Below are 23,965 nucleotides of genomic sequence, written 5' to 3' on the forward strand. Positions count from 1 at the left end.
GTGAGCTCACCCTAGCCCTCTCCCGACAGCTTGTTGACAAGTATTCAGCACGCTGATTGGCGGCCATAAAAAAGGCGACCATGCGGTCGCCTTTTGTTCAGCCGATGTATCAGAACCGTTACCGCACACCCTCTGTACGCAGGGCCGATGGTGTGTAGTCGGCAGCCTTGGCTTCGAAGCCGAATTCATAGCTGTGCTTCTCTTCGTTCTTCATCCCCAGCGCGATGTAGCGGCCGGCAATAATGTCGTAGAGCGCTTCGAGGGTGTAGGCCTGAGCCTGGTGATCGTAGTAGTACTCAGCGTGACCTTCGGCGACGCGCCACAGTTGCCCGCGACCGTCGTAGTGATCGGCGAGCGCGACTTGCCAGCTGTCCTCGTCGATGTACATGTGGCGCTTGGCGTAGATGTGCCGCTCGTTCGCCTTGACCGTGCCGATCACTTCCCAGACGCGGTGCAGCTCATAACGCGTCAGGTCCTGATTGATGTGCCCGGCCTTGACGATGTCGTCGTACTTGAGCTTCGGCGAGTCGAGTTTGTAGCTGTTGTACGGAATGTACATTTCCTTTTTGCCGACCAGTTTCCAGTCGTAACGATCCGGCGCACCGGAGAACATGTCGAAGTTGTCCGAAGTGCGCAGGCCATCGGCGGCGGTGCCCGGGCCGTCGTAGGCCACTTGCGGCGCGCGACGTACGCGCCGCTGACCGGCGTTGTAAATCCACGCCAGGCGCGGCTCCTTCACCTGATCGAGGGTTTCGTGCACCAGCAGCACGTTACCGGCCAGCCGCGCTGGAGCCGTCACCGACTGCTTGAAGAAGGTCAGCACGTTGGCGGCTTTTTCCGGGTCGATATCTTTCATCAGTTGCGGCACGGCGATCTCTTCTTCGAAGCGGATCGGCGTGTAGCTGCCGTTGGTTTGCGGCGTCACTTGGGTGATGATCCGCTTCACGTTGCCGCCGTGATAACGGGTGATGTGGTTCCACAAGACTTCCACGCCATTCTTCGGAATCGGGAAGGCGTAGTAGCGATTGCCGGTGAAGTTGGCCAGGCCGTTACCGTCGTTGATGGTGGTGACGTTAAGGGCGCTGCGCTTGGCCGATTCGTAGATTTCCGGTGGTGCGGCGACGGTACGATGGGTCGGGTAGACCGGGATCTTGTAGGTCTGCGGATAGCGTTTGAACATCGCCACCTGACCTTCAGACAGTTTGTTCTTGTACTGATCGACGTTGGCGGCGGTGATGGTGAACAGCGGTTTTTCATTGGCGAACGGATCGGCAAGAAAGCCTTTACTGTCTACCGCTCCGGCGTTTTTCGCGAGGCCGCCCGTCCATGCCGGGATCGAGCCGTCGGCGTTGCCGGCCTTCTCGGCGCCGAGCGGGGTCAGGCTGGAGCCTAGTTTGTTCGCCTCATCCGGCGACACCGCCGCCATCACGTTGGCCGCCAACAGACTCAGGGCCAGCACACCGCATTGCAGAATCATTTTGCGCATTGCTTTCATCCTTCTCGGGCAGATCAGAAGTTCACACCGAAGCTCAGAGCGACGAAGTCACGGTCTTCGAGGACGTTGTAGTCGCCACCGAAAAAGTCGGTGTAGCTGAGGCTCGCGGTGTAGGTGTTGCGGTAGTCGGCATCGACGCCGACGCTGATCGCTTTGGCGCCTTCGTTGAACAGGCCGTTGGGGCCATAACCGGCGACGTCGTGCGACCACGACAGGTTGGGTTTGAGGTTGATCCCGCCAATCACGTTGGCGTAATCGAGGATGGCGCGGCCACGGTAGCCCCACGAAGTCGAGGTGACGAAGCCGTCCGTGTCGCCACCAAACCCGTACTGGCCGTACACCGAATCGCGGCCATAACGCAGCTTGCTGCGCGACTCCAGACCACCGACCCGCACCACCGCCGCTTCACCGACCAGGGTCAGGCGTTGGGCGCCCAGCACTTGGTCGAAGAAGTGCGTCAGGGTGCTTTGGATCTGCGTCACTTCCTTGCGACGATATCCTGTGTTGTCCGAACCCGGCGAGGTGGTGATCGGCGAAGCTGCGCCGCCGGCGATCGGGTTGAGCAATGCCAGCGTCAGGTCATTGGTGCTGACTTGCACCGGAGCGTTCGGCCGGTAGCTGATCTCGCCGGTCCATGCGGTGCCGGTGGACAGCGTGGTAGAGAAACTCGCGCCGTACAGGCGAATGTCTTCCGGGTATTCGAGGTAGTAGCCACCGCGCCCGAGCATCACACTTTGCGCCAGGCCCGAACCGCTGCCGGGTGTCAACTGGTTGGCGATGCCGACCATGCCCGGCAATGCCGCGAGCGTCGACAGGCCTGCGGTGGTGGTGCCGACTGTTGGCGTGCGGCTGTGGTAGTTCATGAAATAGAGGCCGTACTCGGTGTCGTCGCCGAGCCAGCGCAACGCCGTGCCCCACTGCCCGGAATCCCGCGCATCGCGGTCGCCGCCACGCGGGATGACCACGCCTTCGCGGGTGACCTGAATGCCCTGGCCAAACGCGGTAGTCAACGGCACCAACGGCGCAATGGCCGGGTTGCCGACGGTATAGCCGCTGGTGCAGCCGTCCGCCACCACGTCGACGCCGAAGAACGTCCCGCAATTGTCGACAACGGTCTGGTCCCACTCCAGTTGATAGAAGCCTTCGATGCTCAACTGGTCAGTCAAGCCCTGAGAGCCGAACAACATGTTCACCGGAATCAAGCCTTCCTTGATCTCCGCACCGGGGCGACGGAATGCCGACACGTCGATCGGGTTGATGCTGTTGATGGAGTTGCCGATGAAAGTACTTTCGCCCCAACTGACCACTTGTTTACCGGCGCGCACGGTGCCCGGCAGATCGCCGATGGAATAGTTGTGATAGACGAACGCATCGAGAATCTGCGCGCCGGACGACTTGGCGCCTTCCTTGCGGCCACTGTCGCTGATCTGCTTGAACTCGCGGTCTTCGTCCTTGAGCTCGAAGTCGTACCAATATTTGCCACGCACGAACACACCGGTATCACCGTACTTGAGTTCGAGGTCGTGAATGCCTTTGACGATTTTCGAGAAGGTCTCGCCCTTCTTGAAGTTCAAACGCCCGTCATCACCGGTCGAGGATTGCCCGGTCCCACCGTTGACCGTACCGACCAGCGACTTGTCGGCATCGCGCATGCCCCAACTCGCACCGACCGACAACGACGAATCGAACGTGCCTTCGATTTCTCCGATATTAAAAGCGACCGCGTGCGCTTGGGCGCAGCAACCCAAAGCCACCGCGGCTGCCAGCGCCTGCGGTGTGAAGATGGCGCGCATTGTTTTTGTTGTCATGCGTCTTCCCCGGTGAGTGACAGAAGGCCTCACCCTACTGCCGCGTGACCGGGTCGATAAGCGCACCAAGGAGGTATTCGCGCTGTCGCTCGAAAGGATGAACGCCCATGCAATACGCGGCTTTGCATCGACCATGGATCGGCTGGATAGAGGATCATCAGTGCCGCGCATGGTGCACATCAGCCTTTGCAGACTGTTGCATGCCCCGTAACAGTGCATGTCTGGAATCGGTATTTTTCCTACAGGGCTGAAACCGTATTCTGAGCGGGCTTTCACGGCATGCGCCGAAAGCCCCCAGCCTTGGCTACTGAGCAATTCAGGCCACTGTTGACAGATTTCAGATGAATCGATGATTCGGTTTATCGCCCCGGTGTTCACTGACGTTGATTTGTAGCTCCTTGATCCAACGTCTTACCTTGGCCGCTGCGTTTGCAGCGGCCTTTTTTATGGCTGTTGAAAAAGGCATCCCTACGAACTGTAAAAATATTCCGAGAAAAGCGTCGGACCTTTCCTGCTGCGCAGAAGAATCCTCCTCACTTCGTTATTAGTCTGCGAAAAACCTCTCAAAACAACGCCTTGTTACTTACGAGCTTCTCGGATTTTGCAACAGCAATTCTGATGTAACTTGAAACACCTCAAATATTCGCCGGTGACACGGAAGTCACTATCGCCCGCGCCTACTTTCCAGCGAGCTGCCACGTAATTCAAAAGGACATGAATATGCAAAGGCCTCCACCCTTGATACTTGATGCAACACATATTAATGCACCCGCCCCTGATCATTACGACCCTTTCAAGGAAAGCAATCAGGGCTATTCCTATAGCGGCATGTTTGGGCCGGCAGGCGCCAACCATAAAACCCGCGAACTAATGTACGAAACTCAAGTCGCTCTGGAACAGGAGTTCAGCGCGAAGTCCATCTCATTGCCTCAATCCATTGAGAATGAACTCGCTGCAACACGGCTGGAACGGTCAACCAGTCCACTACCACCCGCGGCAGCCATAGTCCGCGAACTGGATGTAAGAAATACCCTCATTCAACGCAAGTCCGCTCAACTTCACGAGCAGATCAATATTGCCAATCGTTTTTTTGGAAGTGATCCGCTGGGTAAAAACTTCAATGATTTTCTGAATCAGGCCTCGGCTATCCGGCGAACGAACCGCACAGGCCCGCCCGTGCGAGAGCTATGGAGTCAGTCCTATCGGGCGGCCCATGAAGCGAGGCTGCTAAATCAGACTGTCCAGCTTCTCAATCAACAGCAAATCAATGTGCAGAACTGGCTGTCCGCCGTGCTGGCCAATGATCAGGCGCAAGCGGCTGCCGCTGCGCAAGAAGCCCAGCGATTGGCTGCAGAACATGCGCGGATCGCAGCCGAACAACAACGGCAGAGAGAACTTGCCGAAGCAGTACACCGAGAGCAAGAGCAAGCCCGCGCTCGGGAACAGGCAAGGCTGGCCGCACTCGCAGAGAAACAACGCCGGGATGTTGAACAGGCTCGCCTGGCCGCTGAAGTGGCGCGGATCAATGCCGATGCTGAAGCTCGGGAAAGAGAGCGGATTGCGCAATTGAGGATCGCATTGGCTGAAGCACAAGCCAACGCTGAAACAGCCGCACGGGTGTTCGCCGCTGAGCAGGCTCGCCTTCAAGCGGAAATGGAACTGCGCATTGAGGCGATACAAAAGCAGGTTCAAGCAGATAAAAAGAGCATGGAACTTCGCCACAAAGTCCTTGATACCGCGACCGCCTTAGCCAAACGCCAAGCTCATCTGGCGACATTAGAGAACCAGCAGCAATTGGGAAATGAATCAGGGCTGCACGACATTGAACCGGACTTTACGACTGAGGCTGACGCTCAAAATCTGGGGCACCATTCGCCAGAGATTCAACGTGTTTATGCTGCGTCAGGAGTGGTGGCTTCAACCAGCCCGCATTTCTCCTTTGCTTCGACAGCCATACGTCTTCCACCGGCGACGTCTTCCGCAATTCTCAATGCACTGCGCTCAGGTTTACTGACCGTGAAAGCATCTGGCGCCGCGCTGTTCGGCAGCCCGGTGTTGATAGGTTTCGCGGCTTTATTGATGCCGTCACGCCTGGGAAACGGCGAGCGGTTTGCCATGAGCGTTCCATTTTCCGAGTTGTCGTCGGAGTCTGCGCAGACACTGCGCGATATAGCCGACCGACAAGGCACGCTGGAGATGCCGGTAGGGTTGGGCGTCCGGCCACTCGGCGCTGGCGCGGAAGTATTCGTCGCCTCGACCGATGACTTTCATATTCGCTCGAGCGTGCTGGTTCTGAATGCGGCTTACGACTTGCTGAATGATGTTTACGAGGCCGCGCTCCCGGATTCGCCAACCGACTTCCTGACCTGGACACCCGCCATCTCTCCGGGTAACAGCTCGACCGAATCGCCAATGGTCGAAACCGAGTCGACCGCATATTCCGGCGCACCGATTGTCCCGGTTGAAGGGCGTCTGGATCTGCATCCTATTCTGGTCGAGGGCTGGGAACGATTCATCATTGTGTTTCCGGATGACTCGGGGATTGCGCCGCTTTATGTGGTGTTTAGCTGTCCTTATGCGGGGGCAACCGTCAAGGGTAAATACAGTGGCCGTGATTTCAACCCTGACCAAATCGGGGGGGAAATTTTAGATTTGCAGTGGGTACCGGAAACCATTTCAGCGGAGGGAACAATTATCGTGAAATTACACATTTCGAAATTTCTGCAATCAGACGCCAATGAAATAATGCTTGATCGGCTGGAGCGTATTGCTCGTGGAGAACTTGAAGCCACTGACACTGACAAACGTTTCTACACTCATGAAATAAGAGAGTTCGAACGATTTAAAGCTTTAGGCTTTGGTGATACCGAGAGACCAGATATCGGTTCTCCGATCTGGAATAACGTTCACACTGCGACTTTGGAGGATTTCCAGCTAAAAGATGACCCAACTCTTCTTTATACCCCCGAAGCACTAAATGCTGCACTCGAGCAGGGAGAGCGTAATTATCAAAAACTGTTGAAGGAGATGTGGCAATGAGCACCGTCGAGATGATTGTTAAAAATGAATCCTTGGATGATATCGTCACCGTGTTTGCTTTAATTAAAGCAACACCGCATCTGGACATGATGATAAGAATCCACAATCGCGAACTTCTCAAAGAATATGGTGCGCTTGAAAACGCCTATACGCGGCTGATCAATGCCGGCGTGCTGGCAAACGGGGAAAATGGGCTCGCAGTAAAAGGGCCTAACTGGGCCCCGCCCGCTTATATGACAGAAAGAAGATACGTTTGAAATCGGGAGCCACCAAGCGCGAACGTCTTGGCGGCTCCGTACACTTTCAGAGCGAATACTTCTGCAAATTCGCCATCATTTCCTTCAGCGCTTCAATATTGTCCTTCGGATGCGCCGCCCCTTCGAAATCACAAATCTGCTGCCAATGTGCTGCGACATCTTCCGGCGAGAATCCTTCGCGCGGGTCGAACCCGGCGCCCAGGCTGCGCTCCCAACGCACCTTGCCCATCCAGCCACCGCCGACTTCGAACAACCCGGAAGTCTCCTGGCACTGCTCACTGGCCAGGTACACCACCAACGGGCTGACCAGTTCCGGTTTCAGTTGCTCGAACACTTGCGGCGGAATCAGTCCTTCGGTCATGCGCGTGCCGCCGGTTGGCGCGATGGCGTTGACCAGAATGTTGTTCTTGCGGCCCTCGATGGCCAAGGTGCGGGTCAGGCCGTAGAGGCCGAGTTTCGCCATGCCGTAGTTGGACTGGCCGAAGTTGCCGTAGATGCCGGAGGTCGAGGCGGTGAAGATCACCCGGCCGTAGTTTTGCTCGCGCAAGTGCGGCCACGCGGCGCGGGTGACTTTGTAGGCGCCTTCGACGTGCACGCGGTAGACCAGATCCCAATCGGCGTCGTCCATTTTGTGGAAGGTCTTGTCGCGCAGGATCCCGGCGTTGTTGACCACGACGTCGACGCGACCGAAAACATCCAGCGCGTTCTGCACCAGTTTGTCGCCGTCGGTGACCGAGTCGTGGTTGGCTTCGGCGATGCCGCCGGCTTCGCGAATTTCAGCGACCACGCGGTCGGCGGCGGAAGCGTTGGCACCTTCGCCCTGAGTCGAGCCGCCGAGGTCGTTGACCAGCACCTTGGCGTCCTGTTTGGCGAACAGCAAAGCGTGCGCCCGTCCGAGGCCGCCACCGGCTCCGGTGACAATCACGACTTTATCTTCGAAACGCACAGACTCATTCATCGCGGCAACTCCAGCAGGCCAAGGACAGTGACCCCGAGTGTCAGGCACCGGGCTTTCGGTCACAACGAACACGGCTGGGGCTGAATGGTGCGCGATAAGGCTGGGGGATGATGTGCAGCGCAATCAAAAGATCAAAAGATCGCAGCCCGAACCTGCGGCAGCTCCTACATGGTATGGGTGTAGGAGCTGCCGAATGTTCGGGCCGCGTTCGGACGATCTTTTGATCTGTCAGGAGCACGCCACTTTGCGCGGCGGCAGCGCAAAACGGTCACGAAACGCCAGGTAGTGCTTGAGCACCTGTACCGGCGCTTCGATCTGCGGATAGTGGCCAATATTCGGCAACAGCACGGTGTCGGCATCCGGTATCAACTCCCGGTAGCGCTCGACCATGTGCGCACCCGAGATCGGATCGACTTCACCATCGATCACCCGCATCGGCACTTCGCCGCGCTGCATCGCCGCCACCCAACGATCACGCTGCACTCGCCGTTCGGGGATGTAGTTAATCAGCTTGTGCATGATGCGCGGGCCGTGATTGCTGTCGACCAGGCTCCAGAAATCGTCCAGTTCGCTCTCGGTCGGCCCGGTCTGCGGACCGAAAATCTGGCGAAAGCTTTTCACCAGTGCATCGCGGGTAAAGGCACGGCCGATCATCCAGCCCAACGGGCTGAGCAACAGCTTTTGCATCAGTACCGGACGATGGGTTTCCGGAAACAGACCGCCGTTGAGGAACACGCAACTGGCGACTTCGATCTTGTCTTCGTAGTGCCGGGCTAGCAGCTCCTGCGCGACGCTGTCGCCATAATCGTGAGCGAGGATGTGAACAGGCTGCTCGACCTGCAAATGCGCGAGCAACGCCTGTTGCAGATCGGCCTGCTCAAGCAGGCTGTAGCGGTGATTGGCCGGTTTGGCCGAATCGCCGAAACCCAGCATGTCGCAAGCGATCACCCGATAACGCTGGGCCAGTGGTTGCCACAGGTAATGCCAATCCCAACTGGCGGTCGGGAAGCCATGGATCAGCAGCAGCGGCTCACCCTGCCCCGTCGTCCAGTAGCGGATCGACTGGCCCCGAAAGACAAACGTCTGGCTGCGTTTACGCCAGACACACAGTGGAATCTCGGCAAGAGGCATTAGAGTTTATATCCGGGGTCTTGTTTATCGAGTTTGCGCAGCAGCGCCGGCCAGGCCAGCGCGCCACCCATGCCTTGAGCACTTTTGGTCACGCCGGCAATCATCGCCTTGGCGCCTGCCAGAATCTGCGGTTCGATGGCGATCAGTTCAGCGCCGCCGGTTTGGGCCATCACCTGGATGTCGCAGGCGCGCTGGAAGGTGAACATCATCAGGAAGGTATCGGCGATGGTGCCGCCACAGGTCAGCAGACCGTGGTTATGCAGCATGAGGAAATTGTTCTCGCCGAGGTCGGCCTGCAAGCGCGCCTTCTCTTCGTGGTTCAGCGCCACGCCCTCATAGCCGTGATACGCCAGGCTCGACAGCACGAACAGCGACTGCTGGCTGATCGGCAACACGCCTTGCCTTTGCGCCGACACCGCCACGCCCGAAGCGGTGTGTGTATGCAGCACGCAAACCACATCGTGCCGAACTTCATGCACGGCGCTGTGGATGGTGTAGCCGGCCGGATTGATTTCGTATGGGCTGTCCATGAGTTTGTTGCCGGCCTGATCGACTTTCACCAGGCTCGACGCGGTGATTTCGTGGAACATCAGGCCGAACGGATTGATCAGAAAATCTTCGGTGCCCGGCACCTTGGCAGAAATGTGCGTGAAGATCAGATCGTCCCAGCCATGCGAAGCGACCAGACGATAGCAAGCGGCGAGATCGACGCGGGTCTGCCACTCGGCGGCGCTGACCTGCTCTTTGACATCAAGGGACGACTGGACGGGGGCTACGCTCACTGTGTGCACCTCTGCGTTCTTATTGTTCTGCTCGTGTCAGCAGTCTAGTCGGCGCAGTCGATCGCGTAGTTGCATTGCCAGCCAGCTTGATGACTGAACGGGTCAGCCATGCAAACTCCTTGGATCCATGTCAAAGCAACGACGCCAACAAAGGTGCGGCGAACAGATTGAGCAAGCCGGTCAAGACCATCACCAGCCCCGCCACGGAGCCTTCTTCGCCGCCCACTTCATGGGCCCGGCTGACACCGGCGCCGTGCGCACCGACACCAAACAGCGCGCCGCGCGCCAAGGCACTGCGCAACGGCAGCCACTTCAGCAACACGCCACCGAGCATCGCGCCAAACACGCCAGTGAACATCACGAACACTGCGGTCAGTTCCGGCACGCCCCCCAGATCCTGGGCCATAGGCATGGCAAACGGCGTGGTAATCGAGCGCGGCACCAGTGACATCGTCACCGAACTGTCGAGCGCCAGCGCTTTGGCCAGGCCGAACGAGGTCGCGATCGACGCAGCACTGCCGGCCAGCATGCCCAGCAGCAACGCCGACCAGTGCCGCATCAACAGGCGCCGCTGCTGCCAGATCGGCACGGCGAAGGCGACGGTAACAGGCCCGAGCACCAGCATCAGCCAGTGGGTGTTGCTCGAGTACTCGGCGTAAGCGGTGTGCAGCGGCACGGCGAGCGCCAGCAGCAGCGCCGGCACCAGAATCAGCGGCGACAACAGATAACGCCCGGTGCGGCGATAAATCCAGCGGCTGAACAGGTAAGCCAACAGCGTGAAGGCCAGCCAGAACATCGGCATCAGTTCAAGTTTCATGGGAATGCCTCATGCGCACGGCCAATTCCACGGTGAACGCGGTCACCAACATCACCATCAACGTGCTGGCAGCAATGACCAGCAGGATCCGCCAGCCGTCATTGCGCAGCAAAGTGCCGTAATCAAGCAGACTCATCAGCGCAGGAATGAAAAACAGCAGCATCTCGGCCATCAGCAAGCCAGCGCCCAATTGCAATGCCGCCGGTTTGACCCAACCGAACGCGAAAGCGAGCAGCAACAGCACCATGCCGATCACACCCCCGGGAACGGGCCAGGCCAACCATGCCGCCAGTTGACAGCCGAGCAGGTAAAGACCGAGCAGCACGGCGAGTTCGGTCACCAGGCGGGAAAGGTACTTGAGGGTAGCGGCGTTCATGATCAGCTCCTTACAGAGGCTCATTTTACGAAGCGCTCTACCATCCCTAAAGCGAATTGTTAGACTCACGACCATTCCAAAATGGAATCCGCTTATGGAATTCAAACAGCTGCGCAGTTTTGTCGAAGTCATGCATCAGGGCGGTTTCACTCAGGCCGCAAAAACCTTGCACATCAGCCAGTCGGCCGTGAGCAAACAGGTCGCACAACTGGAGCAAAGCATTGGCACGCCACTGCTTGAGCGCCTTGGCTCACAACTGCGCCTGACGGCCGCCGGCAGCGTGGTATTGCAACGCGCCGAAGGCATGCTGCGCCTGCGTAATGAGTTGCTCAGTGAACTGGATGACCTGAGTCAGCTGGCGCGTGGGGAACTGCGCCTCGGTTTGCCGTTGCTGGGCAGTGATGCGCTGTTCGCCGGAGCATTCGCCGAATACCGACGGCGCTATCCGAACATCAGCATTCAGTTGCTTGAGGGCGGCAGTCGCAACATCGAGCAAGCGGTGTTGAGTGGCGAACTGGAGTTGGGCGGCAGCCTGATGCCGAAGGATGCGCAGTTCGACTGTCAGCCGTTTTGCGACGAAAAACTCGACGCCCTGCTACCAGTGGATCATCCACTGGCGAATCGGGGCGAGATCGGGCTGGAGGAGTTGGCCGACACGCCGTTCCTGCTCTATCAACGCAGCTTCGTGCTCAATGACCGCTTGCTCCAGGCGTGTCAGCAAATGGGCTTTACGCCCAAGGAAGGCGGGCGCAGTGGTCAGGCGGATTTTCTCGCGGCGCTGGTCGCCGCCGGGCAAGGCGTGGTCCTGTTGCCCAGCGTCGTGGCGCGCGGTCTGGTGCGACCAGGCGTCGTACGCCTGGCCTTGCGAGCGCCGGATTATTTGCGCTGGGACATCGCTTTCATCTGGCGCCACGGCGCCTATCTGTCGAAGGCCGCGCAAGCCTGGCTGGCGCTGCTGCGCGAGCGGGCGATCAGCCCTTGAGCGCGCCGATCAGATCCGCCAGCCACGGCTCGGCGTCGGTTTCCGGGGTGACGCTTTCGCTGGCATCGAGGCGCAGCATGTCTTGCACTTCACGCAGGCCGAGCTCGCTGAAAAACAGTTCGCGCATTTGCTCACCGCCACCGCAGAAGGTGTCGCCGTAACTCGCATCGCCCAACGCAATCACCGCACCGGGCAAACCACGCCAGGCGGCCGGCAATTGATCGCGGATCATCGAATACAACGGTTGCAGGTTGTCCGGCAACTCGCCCATGCCGGTGGTCGAGGTCACGGCGAGAAACGCTTCAGGCGCGAAAGCCTGAACCTCGGCCAGGCTGGCGCGTGAGCTGTAGAAGGTTTCAAAGCCAGCGGCTTTCAGCAGGTTCTGGGCGTGGCGGGCGACTTCTTCGGCGGTGCCGTAGACCGAACCGGAGAGGATGGCGACTTTCATCAATCTGATCCTGAAGCTGAAAAAAAGAGCGGCGATAGTAACAGCCTCAGCCGTGAAGTTGCGATTCGCTCTCAATGAGCGCTGATGCCCTATGGACAGGCACCGCCGATCTTCTAGAATGCGTGCCACTGACAGCTCTGAGGGGAATCACGGGATGATCAGCGCCAGTTTGCTGCAAATGATGATCAACGCGTCGAACGACGGGATTACGGTCGCGGAGAGAGAGGGCGAGCAGGACAACATCCTGATTTACGTCAACCCGGCCTTCGAACGCATGACCGGTTACACCAGCGAAGAAGTCCTCTATCAGGACTGCCGCTTTCTTCAGGCCGGAGACCGTGACCAGGAGAGCCTGAAGCTCATCCGCGAAGCATTGCGTACCAACGGCTCGTGCCGGGAGATATTGCGCAACTACCGCAAGGACGGAACGCCGTTCTGGAGTGAATTGTCGCTTTCAACGGTAGAAAATGCCGATGACGGGCAGACGTACTTCATCGGCGTGCAAAAGGATGTGACGATTCAGGTCAGGGCTCAGCAACGTGTCGCGCAGCTTGAAGCCAAGGTCGCTGCCCTGGAAGCAGAACTCGCCGCCTTGAAAGCGACAAACGGTTAAAACAAAACATCGAACTGGTTGTCATTAACTACAATCACCAATGACTTTGTAACTATTCCTTTCGAGTTAGCCATGCAACGCGACGCACTCCTGACCCAGGATGAGCTGGATTTTATCCAGACCATGCAGCACAACCCGCAGCTCAATGTGCGGGATGCGACGTCGAGCCTGCTGGTTAACGGCGGTTCGCAGATCCGTGATTTGCTCACGCGTCTGGCCGCTCACGAGCAAGTGACTATTCAGGCCAACTTCGAAAACCAGCAAATGACGTTTCCGCTGCATCTAGTGGAAGACGAGTTTCATGCGCTGCACCTGCGTCTCGGTGTGCCAAGCATCTACGAAGATGGCCCGATGGTTCGTCCGTGGCGGCTGACACTTGAAGAGCCGGTGGCGCTGGAGAATGCCAAAGGCCAGGCGGGCACGCTGTGGGTTCACGAGGTTTCACATAAAGGTGTATTGCTGGAAGTGCGCAACAAGACCAAACCGCCCAAGCACTTCGCGCTGTGGTTCAGCCCTTCGGGTTATGAGCGGATCGCATTGCGCGGCAGTTTCGAGCGCGAAACCGAAAGTGGTTTCTACGCCTACGAGCTCAGCCAGACAGACAGCGACGAAACCGAGCGTCTTCGACAATTCATCCTGCAGCAACATCGTTTGACACACCCTGCCCTGCACACCTGATTCTCAGGTATCAAGCTTCCCTGCCAGAAACTGCATCATGCGCAGACGCATGTTCGCCCCTTCATTACCCAGGCACGCCACTGATGTTCCGGCCAAGCTCTCTTGCACCAGATCAGACGCATCGCCGGCGAGCATCAGCTGACAATCAAGACTCAAGGCGAGTCGATTCAGACGCCGGGGCAAATCGGCACTCGGGGCGTGGTTGGAAAACAGCACCAGTGCGTCAGGTTTGGTCTTTTCGCAAATGAGGGTCAGCTCATCGAGCGGCTGGCCGGTGGTCAACACCCGAACGCCCGAGTCATTGCCACTCAGAAACAACGCCGCCACCAGCAACTCAAGCTCCCGGCATTGCCCGGCCAGTGCACTGACGATCACCCGTCGCGGTTGCGAGCCACGCAGGGTGATGATCCGATGCAACACACGCGCCCGAAGAAACCCGTCGAAGAACAGCCATTCGCTGGTCTGCCCGAAGCCATCCTGACGCTGCAACAATTGCAGCCACAACGGCATCAGGATGTCTTGAAACACAACGGGCAACGCATAAGAAGAAAAGATCTGACCATAGACCTGGTCCAGTAGCTGATCATCGAAAGAGCTGATCGCTTGCTGGAGTTGCACCTGCCATTGCAGATAGTCGGCTAGCACCAGTTCATCAGGAATGATGTGCGCGAGGACTTTCAGCGGTTCGGTCTTGGCGAGGATCTTGCCGATCTTGCTGACCGCCACACCGCGATCAATCCAGTCGACGATGCTGCGAACACGCTCGATTTCGGTCATCGAATACAGCCGATGCCCACTGTCGGTGCGCACCGGCTGGATCAAGCCATAGCGACGTTCCCAAGCGCGCAGGGTCACAGGGTTGACCCCTGTCAGCCGTGCGACTTCACGGATAGGGAACAGCTCCTCGCTCTGGAGCGCAACAGATGTCTGAGAAACAGCGTGCGCATCTGTCATGACAGGCATTTGGCCTCAACTTCCGGGCTGGTGAATTGGATCCCATTCTAACCCCGATGCCCCGATTGCGTTCAAGTGCAGAAATGCGACGAAAGTCTCTGGTTTGAACACAAAAATCAGGAATAATCCTTGCTTGCTGAAAAGCGCAGGCCTCCACCCCGGCCTTGCGTCAGGCGAAACTCCTACCCGGAGTGACGCAATCGAGATACGGAGATACACAATGTCTACTTCCCCCGTCACGCTGATGGTTGCGCGTCGCGTCGCCGATGGCCGCTATCAGGATCTGATCGCCTGGCTGCGAGAAGGCGAACAACTGGCCACCGATTTCCCCGGTTATCTGGGCTCCGGCGTGCTCGCACCGCCGCCTGGCGATAACGAATTCCAGATTATATTCCGTTTTGTCGATGAACAGACTTTGCATGCCTGGGAGCATTCAGCCTCGCGTACCGCCTGGCTGGATCGTGGCAGCGATCTGTTTGCCCATCCCAAAGAGCATCGTGTCAGTGGCATCGAAGGCTGGTTCGGTACAAGCGTAGTCGGCCAGCGCCCGCCGCGCTGGAAACAGGCGATTGCGATCTGGCTGGCATTCTTCCCGGTGTCGCTGTTGTTCAATTTTGTCGTGGGCCCGTTGCTCGCTGACATGAGCCTTTTGCCGAAAGTGTTGATCAGCACGGCGTGCCTGACGCCGCTGATGGTTTATTTCTTTATCCCGTTGTCGACGCGGTTGCTGGCGAACTGGTTGAACAGCACGCCAGCGCGTCCGTTGCCGGTTACGCCGTCCGCGCAAAACCGCTAAAAGATCGCAGCCTCGTCGCACTCGAGTGCTGCTGCACAGCTGCAACATTGACGCAGTGCAGGAGCTGGCGAAGGCTGCGATCTTTTCAGGCGCGCCGCTGTTATAGTTTTTGCACCCACCGCGACGCGAGCCGTTCATGACTACAAACTCCGCCCCGATCCTGATCACTGGCGCCGGCCAACGCGTCGGTCTGCACTGCGCGCAGCGTTTGCTCGAAGACGGCTACAGCATCATTTTCACCTACCGCAGCGCTCGTCCCGGGGTGCAAACGCTGCGTGATCTGGGCGCCATCGGGGTATTCGCGGACTTTTCCAGCGAAGCCGGCATCCTCGCGTTCATCGCCGAACTGCACACCCACACCGACAGCCTGCGGGCGATCGTGCATAACGCCTCCGACTGGGTCGCGGAAACTCCGGGCAGCGAAGCCGAAGCGTTCAACCGCATGGTCAACATCCACATGCTCGCGCCCTATCTGATCAACCTGCACTGCGCCGACCTGCTCAAGCAGTCGACACCCGCCGACATCATCCACATCAGCGACGATGTCACCCGCAAAGGCAGCAGCAAACACATCGCCTATTGCGCCAGCAAAGCCGGGCTCGACAGCCTGACCCTGTCGTTCGCCGCCCGTTATGCGCCGGCGATCAAGGTCAACGGCATTGCGCCGGCCCTGCTATTGTTCAATCCCGACGACGACGCGGCCTACCGCGCCAAGGCCTTGGCCAAATCCGCGCTGGGCATCGAACCCGGCAGCGAAGTGATCTACCAGAGCCTGCGCTACCTGCTCGACAACCCTTACGTCACCGGCACGACCCTGACCGTCAATGGCGGAAGGCACGTCAAATAACGCTGTCCCGCGAGGATGTTCGATGACCCGCTCCCTGCCCGAGAACTACCGTGAAATCCTCATTGGCCTCGGCGAAGATCCCGACCGTGAAGGATTGCTCGATACGCCGGCTCGGGCGGCCAAGGCCATGCAATACCTGTGTCACGGTTACGAGCAGAGCGTGGACACTATCGTCAATGGCGCGCTGTTTGCCTCTGACAGCGACGAGATGATCATCGTCGCCGACATCGAGTTGTACTCATTATGCGAACATCACCTGCTGCCCTTCATCGGCAAGGCCCATGTGGCTTATATTCCCACTGGCAAAGTGCTGGGGCTGTCGAAGATCGCGCGACTGGTGGACATGTTCGCCAGACGCCTGCAAATTCAGGAAAACCTCACCCGGCAAATTGCCGATGCGGTGCAACAGGTTACCGATGCCGCCGGTGTTGCGGTGGTCATCGAGGCCAGACACATGTGCATGATGATGCGCGGTGTCGAAAAACAGAATTCGACCATGAACACCTCGGTCATGCTCGGCGCCTTCCGCGACTCGAGCAGCACCCGTCAGGAGTTCCTGCAATTGATTGGACGGAGCAAGTAAATGCCACAACTTCAGCCGGGAATGGCGCGTATCCGGGTCAAGGATCTGCGCTTGCGCACCTTTATCGGGATCAACGAGGACGAAATCCTTAACAAGCAGGATGTGCTGATCAACCTGACCATCCTGTACGCCGCGCAAGAAGCGGTGCGTGACAATGACATCGACCACGCGCTCAATTACCGCACCATCACCAAGGCAATCATCGCCCACGTCGAGGGCAATCGTTTTGCCCTGCTCGAGCGCCTGACCCAGGAGTTGCTCGATCTGGTGATGACCAACGCATCGGTGCTTTACGCCGAAGTCGAAGTCGACAAGCCGCACGCGCTGCGATTTGCCGAGTCGGTGTCAATCACGCTTGCAGCGAGCCGCTAGCTTCAAGCTTCAAGCGCCAAGCTGTAAACTTCGTATCACCGCCAACCATCTTGCAGCTTGAAGCTCGTCGCTTGAAGCTGTCTCGCAGAGACTCCCATGAACGAGCAACAACGCCTCGAACTCGAAGCCGCCGCCTTCCGCCGACTGGTCGCGCACCTAGACAGCCGCAAGGACGTGCAAAACATCGACCTGATGAACCTCGCCGGGTTCTGCCGCAACTGCCTGTCGAAGTGGTACAAGGCCGAAGCCGACGAGCGCCAGATCGAGGTCAGCCTCGACGACGCCCGCGAAGTGGTTTACGGCATGCCGTACGCCGAGTGGAAAGCCCAATTTCAGCAAGAAGCCAGCGCTGAGCAACAAGCGGCGTTCGCCAAAGGAAAAACCCATGAGTGACCTGAACACCCTGCGCGCCAGCCTCAAGAGCGGCGAACACGCTTTCGCCGACACCTTGGCTTTCATCGCCGCGGGCTATGACTACCAGCCTCAGGCGTTCAACAACGGTGGCGTGGAAAACGCCGCCGGGCAGAACGAAGGCTCGTGCAAGACCCTGGGTCTGGCGCTGCTGGAAGGCTTGAGTGACGAAGAAGCGCTGCTGGCGTTCGGCGAACATTACCGCTCGGTAGTGGCCACGCCTGAGGGCAGTGATCACGGCAATATTCGTGCACTGATCCAGCATGGCCTGGCCGGCGTGAAATTCACCGCCCAGCCCCTGACCCGCCGCTAACTTCAGCTGCAAACCCAATTCCTGTGGGAGCGAGCCTGCTCGCGAATACGGACTGACATTCGACATTGATGTCGACTGAAGCACCGCATTCGCGAGCAGGCTCGCTCCCACACAGGAACTGTGTTGAACCTGAAACTCGAGCACAAAAAAACCGGCCAATCGGCCGGTTTTTTTATGTCTGCGATTTAGAACGAAGCGTTCTGCAGACCGTCCAGGTAACGCTCGGTGTCCAGTGCCGCCATGCAACCGGCGCCGGCCGAGGTGATGGCCTGACGGTAAACATGGTCGGCCACGTCGCCGGCGGCGAAGATGCCTTCTACGCTGGTCGCAGTGGCGTTGCCGTCGCGGCCGCCCTGCACTACCAGATAACCGTCTTTCAAGGTCAACTGGCCTTCGAACAACGAGGTGTTCGGAGTGTGGCCAATGGCGATGAACACGCCGTCGACGGTGATTTCGTCGAAGCTGCCGTCATTGTTCTTCAGACGTGCACCGGTCACACCCATGTTGTCGCCCAACACTTCGTCGAGGGTGGCGTTGAGCTTGAGGATGATCTTGCCTTCAGCCACGCGAGCGTTGAGCTTGTCGATCAGGATCTTCTCGGCGCGGAAGGTTTCGCGACGGTGGATCAGGGTCACGGTGCTGGCGATGTTGGCCAGGTACAGGGCCTCTTCAACAGCGGTGTTGCCGCCGCCAACCACTGCAACCGGTTTGTTGCGGTAGAAGAAACCGTCGCAGGTCGCGCAGGCCGAAACGCCTTTGCCCATGAACGCTTCTTCCGACGGCAGGCCCAGGTAACGAGCGCTGGCACCGGTGGCGATGATCAGGGCGTCGCAGGTGTAAGTCGCGCTGTCGCCGGTCAGGCTGTAAGGCTTGGAAGCGAAGTCGACGGCATTGATGTGATCGAAAACGATCTCGGTTTCAAAACGCTCGGCGTGCTCGCGCATGCGCTCCATCAGCACCGGACCGGTCAGACCGTGGACGTCGCCCGGCCAGTTGTCGACTTCGGTGGTGGTGGTCAGTTGACCGCCAGCCTGCATGCCGGTGATCAGCAGTGGCTTGAGGTTGGCACGCGCGGCATACACCGCAGCGCTGTAACCGGCAGGGCCGGAACCGAGAATGATCACTCGCGAATGACGGACTTCAGACATGAATCTGCTCCTGTTGACCGGCCAATACTGCTGGCGCGGACGCCGGACTGCCGGCGGAATAAAAAAGGACTGTGGATAACCTTGGGGAAGGCATGAGCTCGACAGTCCTGTAAAAAGTTGGGTGCAGCGTATCGAGGGGGGCAAGATTAAGGAAATACGGTTTAACAATCCAGCTCATAGGTGGTCTCTATGCCGAGACACTGACGAGATGGACGTCTTTGTTACAGTGAATGTCGATCGCTCTGCCGCGCTTTCGGACGTGGTGCAAAGTCGGTAAGGTCGGCGCGTTTTCCCTTGCTCGGAGCACCCTATGCCCGCCCCTGTTCTGTCTGGCCCGCAATACCTGCGCGAAGGCCTCAAACTGGTTCTCAGTCCCGGCCTGCGCCTGTTCGTGTTGCTGCCGCTGGCGATCAACCTTGTGCTGTTCGTCGGATTGATCTATCTGGCCGGCCACCAGTTCAGTCTGTGGGTCGACACGCTGATGCCATCGCTGCCCGAGTGGCTGAGTTTCCTCAGTTATATCCTGTGGCCGCTGTTCGTGGTGCTGGTGGCGTTGATGGTGTTTTTCACGTTCACCATGCTGGCCAATATCATTGCTGCGCCGTTCAACGGTTTCCTCGCGGAAAAAGTCGAAGTGGTGGTGCGTGGCACCGACGACTTCCCGGCCTTCAGCTGGGGTGAGCTGGTCGCCATGGTCCCGCGTACCCTGGCCCGGGAAATGCGCAAACTCGGCTACTTCCTGCCTCGGGCGATCGGCCTGTTCATTCTCTCGTTCATCCCCGTGGTAAACATCATCGCCGCGCCGCTGTGGCTGTTGTTCGGCGTGTGGATGATGGCGATCCAGTACATCGACTACCCGGCAGACAACCACAAACTGGGCTGGAACGAGATGCTCGCCTGGCTGCGCGAGAAGCGCTGGCAGAGCATGAGTTTCGGCGGGATCGTCTATCTGGTGCTGCTGATTCCGGTGGTCAACATCCTGATGATGCCGGCCGCGGTGGCTGGGGCAACGTTGTTCTGGGTACGTGAGCGCGGTGCCGAAAATCTCGTGACTCAGCGCTGAAGCGCTCAAAAACAGCCCGTCACAAATCCATCATCCGAACGTCACAAGCACGACATGGCCTCAGCCGACACTGAGGTCATGACGACAGCTCTACATATCACTCTGATCAGCGAAACTTTCCCACCGGAAATCAACGGCGTGGCCAATACCCTTGGCCGCTTGTGCGATGGACTGCGCGCGCGTGGACATCGGGTCGACCTGATACGCCCACGTCAGGCCGACGATCCGCAGCGTACTGAAGACGATGGCTTGCTCTTGTGCCGGGGCTGGCCGCTGCCGGGCTATCCCGGATTGCAATGGGGCCAGTCGTCGATGCACAAGTTGCTGCGGCGCTGGAAGCACCAGCGTCCGGACGTGCTGTACATCGCCACTGAAGGCCCGCTCGGTCTGTCGGCGTTGCGAGCGGCGCGGCGCCTGGGGATTTCGGTGGTCAGTGGTTTCCATACCAATTTCCAGCAATACACCAGCCAATACGGCCTCGGTTTGTTGACGCGGCTCCTGACGCATTATTTGCGCTGGTTCCACAACCGTTCGGCGCTGACACTGGTGCCGAGTATCAGTCAGCGACTGGAACTGGAGCGGCGGCATTTCGAACGACTGGCGTTGTTGTCCCGAGGTGTGGACAGCCAGTTGTTTCATCCCGCCAAACGCCTGAATGCCCTGCGTGAGCAATGGGGACTGGGCGAGCGCGATATTGCGGTGATTCACGTAGGAAGGCTCGCGCCAGAGAAAAACCTCGGTTTGCTCAAACGCTGCTTTGAAAAGCTGCGCGACACTTATCCACAGCGCACTCTGAAGCTGATCGTGATCGGCGACGGGCCGCAACGCATGGCGCTGGAAAAAGATCTGCCCGAGGCGATTTTCTGCGGGTCGCAGCGCGGTGAAGCGCTGGCCGCGCACTATGCGTCCGGCGATGTGTTTCTGTTTCCGAGCCTGACCGAAACCTTTGGCAATGTCGTGCTCGAAGCGCTGGCGTCAGGGCTTGGTGTGGTGGCCTACGATCAGGCAGCGGCGGCGCAGCATATTCGCCACGGCTACAGCGGCGTGCTGGCGATGCCGGGCGATGAAGAGGCGTTTTGCGATGCGGCGGCGTGGTTGCTGGAGAAGTACGAAACGTTGCGCTGCGTGCGCCTGAATGCGCGCCAGCATGCGAGCCGCCAGGGGTGGGCGGCGATTATCGAGCAGTTTGAAGGGCATTTGCGCGGGGCGTGCGTTGGGGAGCAGATTGTCCCCAATGCACAGACATTGCCATAGATCTTTACTGGTCTTGAAGCCACCTTCGCGAGCAGGCTCGCTCCCACAAGGGATCTCCAGTGAACACAGGATTTGTGAATACCGGAGAAACCTGTGGGAGCGAGCCTGCTCGCGAAGGGGTCAGTAATGGCGCCGCTTAAACCAGCGTCATCAACGCCTCACGGCTGAACGGCAGAATGTCCTGCTCACGCCCTTCGCGCACTTTCAGTGCCCAATCCGGATCGACCAGCAGTGCGCGCCCCACCGCGACCAGATCGAATTCCTCTTTGTTCAGACGCTCGAGCAGGTTCTCCAGACTGGCCGGTTCTGCGACCTTGTCAGTGTTGACCATGAACTGCAGGAACTCGCCATCCAGGCCTACGCTGCCAACGGTGATGGTCGGTTTGCCGGTCAGCTTGCGCGTCCAGCCAGCCAGGTTCAGCTCGGAGCCGTCGAATTCCGGCTCCCAGAAACGCCGCGTCGAGCAGTGGAAAATGTCCACGCCAGCGTCGGACAGCGGCTTGAGGAATTCACCCAAGGCTTCCGGAGTTTGCACCAGCCGTGCGGCGTAATCCTGCTGTTTCCATTGCGAGAAACGGAAGATGATCGGGAAACCCTCGCCGACGGCTGCACGCACAGCCTGAATCAGCTCAATGGCAAAGCGCGAACGGTTGGCCAGACTGCCGCCGTATTCGTCAGTGCGCTGGTTGCTGCCTTCCCAGAAGAACTGGTCGACCAGATAACCATGGGCGCCGTGGATTTCCACGCCGTCCATGCCGATGCCTTGGGCATCCTTGGCCGCTTGGGCGAAGGCGCCGATCACGTCCTGGATGTCCTGCTTGGTCATGCCGTGCACTACGACCTGACCGTCCTTGAGTTTTTCCGACGGGCCATAAGCCGGCACGCTGGCGTCCGGTTCAGTGCCGATGCGGCGCACGCTACCGACGTGCCACAGTTGCGGAACGATCTTGCCGCCCTCGGCATGTACCGCGTCGACGACTTTTTTCCAACCGGCCAAGGGTGCTTCACCAAAGAACTGCGGCACATTCGGGTAACCGTTGGACGCAATATGGCCGACGGTGGTGCCTTCGGTGATGATCAGGCCGACGCCAGCAGCAGCGCGACGACGGTAGTACTCGATGACTTTGGAGTTCGGCACGCCACCCGGAGAAAACGAGCGGGTCATCGGTGCCATGACTACACGCGTCGGCAGTTCGAGAGTGCCGAGGTGGAACGGTTTGAACAAGGCTTGAACCGGCATGGGAAGACTCCGCAGGGAATGACTTTATGACGGCGATAATATTGATCGGAGAGCGCCTTGAACAGCACTATTGATCTGAATGATTAAGGGATAGAAACGAAAAGATCGCAGCCCCAGCAGTCCCTTGCAGGCGCTGCCGAAGGCTCGGGCCGCGATCGGACGATCTCTTGATCGTGATGGGTTAGCCCAGCGCTTTCTCGATTGCAGCAATCACGGTCGGATCATCCGGCACCGTGCGCGGCGAGAACCGGGCCAGCACGCGACCGTCCTTGCCAAGCAGGAACTTCTCGAAATTCCAGGTGATGTCACCAGGAAACTCCGCGCCCTCGCCCGCCAGCAGCCGATAGAGCTGATGACGCTCGTGACCATTGACTTCGAGCTTGCTCGACAAAGGGAACGTCACGCCGTAGTTGAGGCTGCAGAAATCCTGGATTTCCTGTTCGGTGCCTGGCTCCTGACCGGCAAACTGGTTGCACGGCAGGCCCAATACACTGAAGCCTTTACCCTTGAATTGCTGGTAGAGGTTTTCCAGCGCCGCGTACTGAGGGGTCAACCCGCATTTGGAGGCGACGTTGACCACCAGCACCACTTGGCCCTTGAAGGGCGCCAGCGGTAGCTCCTGACCATCCAGGGCTGTCAACTTAAGGTCGTGAAAAGCACTCATGACGAACTCCAGATTCCCGTGTTCTACTCGAAACAGCCACTTGGCGAGACCACCAAGGACAGCCGCGGACTAAAAAAGGCGCCCGCAGGCGCCTCTCCAGTACTCGAAGCTTAGCGCAGAAAATCAGTGCTGATGGCCACCTTCGCCATGGACGTGACCATGAGCGACTTCTTCCTGGCTGGCGTCACGGATAGCAACGATCTTCACTTTGAAGTTCAGGCGCTGACCGGCCAATGGGTGGTTGCCGTCGACAGTGACGTCGTCGCCGTCCAGGTCACGGATGGTGACGATTTGCATCTGGCCGTCCGGCGCCGAAGCGTGGAACTGCATGCCAACTTCCAGCTCGTCAACGCCTTCGAACATGCTGCGGCTCAGGGTGCTGACCAGTTCGGCAGCGTATTCGCCGTAAGCGTCTTCCGGTTCAACGGAAACTTCCAGTTCGTCACCAACAGCTTTGCCATCCAGGGCTTTTTCCAGGCCCGGGATGATGTTGCCTGCGCCTTGCAGGTAGACCAGCGGAGCGCCGCCGGCGGAGCTGTCGATGACCTCACCAGCGTCGTTGGTCAGGGTATAGTCGATGGAGACAGCCTTATTGGCGGCGATCAGCATGGGGCGAGACCTTTTGCAGAAGAATATAGAAAGACCAAGTTTAGCGAAGCAAACGCGCGAAAGCGAACACAACCCGGACAAACGGGATTCGACGATTACCGGCTTCCATCGGGACGAGGACGGTCACTGGGTGGCCGAGCTTTCCTGTGGCCACACTCAGCACCTGCGCCACCAGCCACCGTGGCAATCGCGCGCGTGGGTGCTGGACCCGGCGCAACGTATTGAAAAAATAGGCCAACCCTTTGCCTGCGGTTGGTGCGCTCAAGGCTCGGTTAGCGATAACCTTGGCGACTGAATTTCGGTAGGCAGTCACTTATAGATCGCCAC

27 protein-coding genes are annotated in these 23,965 nt (G+C 58.7%); 14 read left to right on the forward strand and 13 right to left on the reverse strand.

Features of this window, described 5'->3' with window-relative positions; genetic code table 11:
- Window positions 1-118: 118 nt before the first annotated feature.
- Both IEQ42_RS03620 and IEQ42_RS03625 read right to left on the reverse strand, forming a co-directional pair.
- Window positions 119-1,486, reverse strand: coding sequence for a DUF1329 domain-containing protein (locus tag IEQ42_RS03620; RefSeq protein ID WP_210702578.1), 1,368 nt, complete (start codon window positions 1,484-1,486; stop codon window positions 119-121).
- A gap of 23 nt (window positions 1,487-1,509) precedes the next feature.
- Window positions 1,510-3,303: a DUF1302 domain-containing protein gene (locus IEQ42_RS03625; protein ID WP_210702579.1), complete on the reverse strand. Its 1,794-nt coding sequence runs from the start codon at window positions 3,301-3,303 to the stop codon at window positions 1,510-1,512.
- Between the two features lie 720 nt (window positions 3,304-4,023).
- Between IEQ42_RS03625 and IEQ42_RS03630 the strand changes: the two genes are divergently transcribed.
- Together IEQ42_RS03630 and IEQ42_RS03635 are read left to right on the forward strand one after the other, a co-directional pair.
- The gene (locus IEQ42_RS03630; protein ID WP_210702580.1) at window positions 4,024-6,342 is read left to right on the forward strand and encodes an S-type pyocin domain-containing protein; all 2,319 of its coding nucleotides are present in this window, start codon (window positions 4,024-4,026) and stop codon (window positions 6,340-6,342) included.
- Window positions 6,339-6,599 (forward strand): hypothetical protein, encoded by a 261-nt coding sequence (locus tag IEQ42_RS03635; protein ID WP_150617164.1) that lies wholly within the window; start codon window positions 6,339-6,341, stop codon window positions 6,597-6,599. Before IEQ42_RS03630 ends, IEQ42_RS03635 begins: the two co-directional genes overlap by 4 nt.
- Before the next feature lie 46 nt (window positions 6,600-6,645).
- On the opposite strand, the gene IEQ42_RS03640 is transcribed toward IEQ42_RS03635, so the two are convergent.
- From IEQ42_RS03640 to IEQ42_RS03660, 5 genes are all read right to left on the reverse strand, one after another.
- Entirely contained in the window at window positions 6,646-7,557 is a 912-nt protein-coding gene (locus IEQ42_RS03640) for an SDR family oxidoreductase (RefSeq protein WP_210702581.1), read from the reverse strand.
- Between the two features lie 228 nt (window positions 7,558-7,785).
- Window positions 7,786-8,688, reverse strand: a complete 903-nt coding sequence (locus IEQ42_RS03645) for an alpha/beta fold hydrolase (RefSeq protein WP_210702582.1) — start codon at window positions 8,686-8,688, stop codon at window positions 7,786-7,788.
- Entirely contained in the window at window positions 8,688-9,470 is a 783-nt protein-coding gene (locus IEQ42_RS03650; RefSeq protein ID WP_210702583.1) for a class II aldolase/adducin family protein, read from the reverse strand. Before IEQ42_RS03650 ends, IEQ42_RS03645 begins: the two co-directional genes overlap by 1 nt.
- A 130-nt stretch (window positions 9,471-9,600) precedes the next feature.
- Window positions 9,601-10,287 carry an LrgB family protein gene (locus IEQ42_RS03655; protein WP_200611115.1) on the reverse strand — a complete coding sequence of 229 codons (687 nt, stop codon included), beginning with the start codon at window positions 10,285-10,287 and terminating at the stop codon, window positions 9,601-9,603.
- Complete coding sequence (locus IEQ42_RS03660; protein WP_210702584.1) at window positions 10,277-10,663, reverse strand: CidA/LrgA family protein; 387 nt, start codon at window positions 10,661-10,663, stop codon at window positions 10,277-10,279. The genes IEQ42_RS03655 and IEQ42_RS03660 overlap by 11 nt, the downstream gene beginning before the upstream one ends.
- Before the next feature lie 94 nt (window positions 10,664-10,757).
- Between IEQ42_RS03660 and IEQ42_RS03665 the strand changes: the two genes are divergently transcribed.
- On the forward strand, window positions 10,758-11,645 hold the full coding sequence (locus tag IEQ42_RS03665; RefSeq protein WP_047299793.1) for a LysR family transcriptional regulator: 888 nt from the start codon (window positions 10,758-10,760) through the stop codon (window positions 11,643-11,645).
- On the opposite strand, the gene IEQ42_RS03670 is transcribed toward IEQ42_RS03665, so the two are convergent.
- Window positions 11,635-12,093: a flavodoxin gene (locus tag IEQ42_RS03670; RefSeq protein ID WP_042557701.1), complete on the reverse strand. Its 459-nt coding sequence runs from the start codon at window positions 12,091-12,093 to the stop codon at window positions 11,635-11,637. The genes IEQ42_RS03665 and IEQ42_RS03670 overlap by 11 nt on opposite strands.
- Window positions 12,094-12,247: 154 nt before the next feature.
- Here IEQ42_RS03670 and IEQ42_RS03675 point away from each other — a divergent pair, with 154 nt between their 5' ends.
- Both IEQ42_RS03675 and IEQ42_RS03680 read left to right on the forward strand, forming a co-directional pair.
- Entirely contained in the window at window positions 12,248-12,706 is a 459-nt protein-coding gene (locus tag IEQ42_RS03675) for a PAS domain-containing protein (RefSeq protein ID WP_210702585.1), read from the forward strand.
- A gap of 72 nt (window positions 12,707-12,778) precedes the next feature.
- The gene (locus IEQ42_RS03680; RefSeq protein ID WP_210702586.1) at window positions 12,779-13,384 is read left to right on the forward strand and encodes a hypothetical protein; all 606 of its coding nucleotides are present in this window, start codon (window positions 12,779-12,781) and stop codon (window positions 13,382-13,384) included.
- Window positions 13,385-13,387: 3 nt separating this feature from the next.
- Here IEQ42_RS03680 and IEQ42_RS03685 read toward each other — a convergent pair whose 3' ends face one another.
- Window positions 13,388-14,347, reverse strand: coding sequence for a MerR family transcriptional regulator (locus IEQ42_RS03685; protein WP_210702587.1), 960 nt, complete (start codon window positions 14,345-14,347; stop codon window positions 13,388-13,390).
- A 211-nt stretch (window positions 14,348-14,558) separates the two neighbouring features.
- On the opposite strand from IEQ42_RS03685, the gene IEQ42_RS03690 reads away from it, so the two are divergent.
- The 6 genes from IEQ42_RS03690 (at window position 14,559) to IEQ42_RS03715 (ending at window position 17,660) form a co-directional block, all read left to right on the forward strand.
- Window positions 14,559-15,134, forward strand: coding sequence for an antibiotic biosynthesis monooxygenase (locus IEQ42_RS03690; RefSeq protein ID WP_042557697.1), 576 nt, complete (start codon window positions 14,559-14,561; stop codon window positions 15,132-15,134).
- Between the two features lie 136 nt (window positions 15,135-15,270).
- Window positions 15,271-15,981, forward strand: coding sequence for a dihydromonapterin reductase (folM, locus tag IEQ42_RS03695; protein ID WP_210702588.1), 711 nt, complete (start codon window positions 15,271-15,273; stop codon window positions 15,979-15,981).
- A 22-nt stretch (window positions 15,982-16,003) separates the two neighbouring features.
- Window positions 16,004-16,564, forward strand: coding sequence for a GTP cyclohydrolase I FolE (folE, locus tag IEQ42_RS03700; RefSeq protein ID WP_210702589.1), 561 nt, complete (start codon window positions 16,004-16,006; stop codon window positions 16,562-16,564).
- Window positions 16,565-16,936, forward strand: coding sequence for a dihydroneopterin triphosphate 2'-epimerase (gene folX / locus IEQ42_RS03705; protein ID WP_016771653.1), 372 nt, complete (start codon window positions 16,565-16,567; stop codon window positions 16,934-16,936).
- Window positions 16,937-17,032: 96 nt separating this feature from the next.
- Entirely contained in the window at window positions 17,033-17,329 is a 297-nt protein-coding gene (locus tag IEQ42_RS03710) for a DUF1244 domain-containing protein (protein WP_042557694.1), read from the forward strand.
- A complete protein-coding gene (locus IEQ42_RS03715; protein ID WP_047299789.1) occupies window positions 17,322-17,660 on the forward strand; it encodes a HopJ type III effector protein in 339 nt (112 codons plus the stop codon). Before IEQ42_RS03710 ends, IEQ42_RS03715 begins: the two co-directional genes overlap by 8 nt.
- Window positions 17,661-17,845: 185 nt before the next feature.
- Here the strand turns inward: IEQ42_RS03715 and trxB are convergent, their stop codons facing one another.
- A complete protein-coding gene (trxB, locus tag IEQ42_RS03720) occupies window positions 17,846-18,808 on the reverse strand; it encodes a thioredoxin-disulfide reductase (RefSeq protein ID WP_042557693.1) in 963 nt (320 codons plus the stop codon).
- A 310-nt stretch (window positions 18,809-19,118) separates the two neighbouring features.
- Here trxB and cysZ point away from each other — a divergent pair, with 310 nt between their 5' ends.
- Window positions 19,119-19,871 carry a sulfate transporter CysZ gene (cysZ, locus tag IEQ42_RS03725; protein WP_042557692.1) on the forward strand — a complete coding sequence of 251 codons (753 nt, stop codon included), beginning with the start codon at window positions 19,119-19,121 and terminating at the stop codon, window positions 19,869-19,871.
- A 54-nt stretch (window positions 19,872-19,925) separates the two neighbouring features.
- On the forward strand, window positions 19,926-21,125 hold the full coding sequence (locus tag IEQ42_RS03730) for a glycosyltransferase family 4 protein (RefSeq protein ID WP_210702590.1): 1,200 nt from the start codon (window positions 19,926-19,928) through the stop codon (window positions 21,123-21,125).
- Between the two features lie 136 nt (window positions 21,126-21,261).
- Here the strand turns inward: IEQ42_RS03730 and IEQ42_RS03735 are convergent, their stop codons facing one another.
- The 3 genes from IEQ42_RS03735 to IEQ42_RS03745 form a co-directional block, all read right to left on the reverse strand.
- A complete protein-coding gene (locus tag IEQ42_RS03735; protein ID WP_210702591.1) occupies window positions 21,262-22,365 on the reverse strand; it encodes an NADH:flavin oxidoreductase in 1,104 nt (367 codons plus the stop codon).
- Between the two features lie 181 nt (window positions 22,366-22,546).
- Window positions 22,547-23,029, reverse strand: a complete 483-nt coding sequence (locus IEQ42_RS03740) for a glutathione peroxidase (RefSeq protein WP_210702592.1) — start codon at window positions 23,027-23,029, stop codon at window positions 22,547-22,549.
- 123 nt (window positions 23,030-23,152) lie between these two features.
- On the reverse strand, window positions 23,153-23,638 hold the full coding sequence (locus IEQ42_RS03745; protein ID WP_042557688.1) for an FKBP-type peptidyl-prolyl cis-trans isomerase: 486 nt from the start codon (window positions 23,636-23,638) through the stop codon (window positions 23,153-23,155).
- Here IEQ42_RS03745 and IEQ42_RS03750 point away from each other — a divergent pair.
- The gene (locus tag IEQ42_RS03750; protein ID WP_210702593.1) at window positions 23,607-23,933 is read left to right on the forward strand and encodes a DUF3565 domain-containing protein; all 327 of its coding nucleotides are present in this window, start codon (window positions 23,607-23,609) and stop codon (window positions 23,931-23,933) included. The genes IEQ42_RS03745 and IEQ42_RS03750 overlap by 32 nt on opposite strands.
- Window positions 23,934-23,965: the final 32 nt, after the last annotated feature.

It is taken from the genome of Pseudomonas iridis, from assembly GCF_017980685.1.
Taxonomy (GTDB): domain Bacteria; phylum Pseudomonadota; class Gammaproteobacteria; order Pseudomonadales; family Pseudomonadaceae; genus Aquipseudomonas; species Aquipseudomonas iridis.

Excerpts from the sequence above, each read along its gene's own strand:
- IEQ42_RS03620 (WP_210702578.1), bottom strand. The coding sequence starts at position 1,486 with ATGCGCAAAATGATTCTGCAATGCGGTGTGCTGGCCCTGAGTCTGTTG.
- IEQ42_RS03625 (WP_210702579.1), bottom strand. The coding sequence starts at position 3,303 with ATGACAACAAAAACAATGCGCGCCATCTTCACACCGCAGGCGCTGGCA.
- IEQ42_RS03630 (WP_210702580.1), top strand. The coding sequence starts at position 4,024 with ATGCAAAGGCCTCCACCCTTGATACTTGATGCAACACATATTAATGCA.
- IEQ42_RS03635 (WP_150617164.1), top strand. The coding sequence starts at position 6,339 with ATGAGCACCGTCGAGATGATTGTTAAAAATGAATCCTTGGATGATATC.
- IEQ42_RS03640 (WP_210702581.1), bottom strand. The coding sequence starts at position 7,557 with ATGAATGAGTCTGTGCGTTTCGAAGATAAAGTCGTGATTGTCACCGGA.
- IEQ42_RS03645 (WP_210702582.1), bottom strand. The coding sequence starts at position 8,688 with ATGCCTCTTGCCGAGATTCCACTGTGTGTCTGGCGTAAACGCAGCCAG.
- IEQ42_RS03655 (WP_200611115.1), bottom strand. The coding sequence starts at position 10,287 with ATGAAACTTGAACTGATGCCGATGTTCTGGCTGGCCTTCACGCTGTTG.
- IEQ42_RS03660 (WP_210702584.1), bottom strand. The coding sequence starts at position 10,663 with ATGAACGCCGCTACCCTCAAGTACCTTTCCCGCCTGGTGACCGAACTC.
- IEQ42_RS03665 (WP_047299793.1), top strand. The coding sequence starts at position 10,758 with ATGGAATTCAAACAGCTGCGCAGTTTTGTCGAAGTCATGCATCAGGGC.
- IEQ42_RS03670 (WP_042557701.1), bottom strand. The coding sequence starts at position 12,093 with ATGAAAGTCGCCATCCTCTCCGGTTCGGTCTACGGCACCGCCGAAGAA.
- IEQ42_RS03675 (WP_210702585.1), top strand. The coding sequence starts at position 12,248 with ATGATCAGCGCCAGTTTGCTGCAAATGATGATCAACGCGTCGAACGAC.
- IEQ42_RS03680 (WP_210702586.1), top strand. The coding sequence starts at position 12,779 with ATGCAACGCGACGCACTCCTGACCCAGGATGAGCTGGATTTTATCCAG.
- IEQ42_RS03685 (WP_210702587.1), bottom strand. The coding sequence starts at position 14,347 with ATGCCTGTCATGACAGATGCGCACGCTGTTTCTCAGACATCTGTTGCG.
- IEQ42_RS03690 (WP_042557697.1), top strand. The coding sequence starts at position 14,559 with ATGTCTACTTCCCCCGTCACGCTGATGGTTGCGCGTCGCGTCGCCGAT.
- folM (WP_210702588.1), top strand. The coding sequence starts at position 15,271 with ATGACTACAAACTCCGCCCCGATCCTGATCACTGGCGCCGGCCAACGC.
- folE (WP_210702589.1), top strand. The coding sequence starts at position 16,004 with ATGACCCGCTCCCTGCCCGAGAACTACCGTGAAATCCTCATTGGCCTC.
- folX (WP_016771653.1), top strand. The coding sequence starts at position 16,565 with ATGCCACAACTTCAGCCGGGAATGGCGCGTATCCGGGTCAAGGATCTG.
- IEQ42_RS03710 (WP_042557694.1), top strand. The coding sequence starts at position 17,033 with ATGAACGAGCAACAACGCCTCGAACTCGAAGCCGCCGCCTTCCGCCGA.
- IEQ42_RS03715 (WP_047299789.1), top strand. The coding sequence starts at position 17,322 with ATGAGTGACCTGAACACCCTGCGCGCCAGCCTCAAGAGCGGCGAACAC.
- trxB (WP_042557693.1), bottom strand. The coding sequence starts at position 18,808 with ATGTCTGAAGTCCGTCATTCGCGAGTGATCATTCTCGGTTCCGGCCCT.
- cysZ (WP_042557692.1), top strand. The coding sequence starts at position 19,119 with ATGCCCGCCCCTGTTCTGTCTGGCCCGCAATACCTGCGCGAAGGCCTC.
- IEQ42_RS03730 (WP_210702590.1), top strand. The coding sequence starts at position 19,926 with ATGGCCTCAGCCGACACTGAGGTCATGACGACAGCTCTACATATCACT.
- IEQ42_RS03735 (WP_210702591.1), bottom strand. The coding sequence starts at position 22,365 with ATGCCGGTTCAAGCCTTGTTCAAACCGTTCCACCTCGGCACTCTCGAA.
- IEQ42_RS03740 (WP_210702592.1), bottom strand. The coding sequence starts at position 23,029 with ATGAGTGCTTTTCACGACCTTAAGTTGACAGCCCTGGATGGTCAGGAG.
- IEQ42_RS03750 (WP_210702593.1), top strand. The coding sequence starts at position 23,607 with ATGGAGACAGCCTTATTGGCGGCGATCAGCATGGGGCGAGACCTTTTG.
- IEQ42_RS03745 (WP_042557688.1), bottom strand. The coding sequence starts at position 23,638 with ATGCTGATCGCCGCCAATAAGGCTGTCTCCATCGACTATACCCTGACC.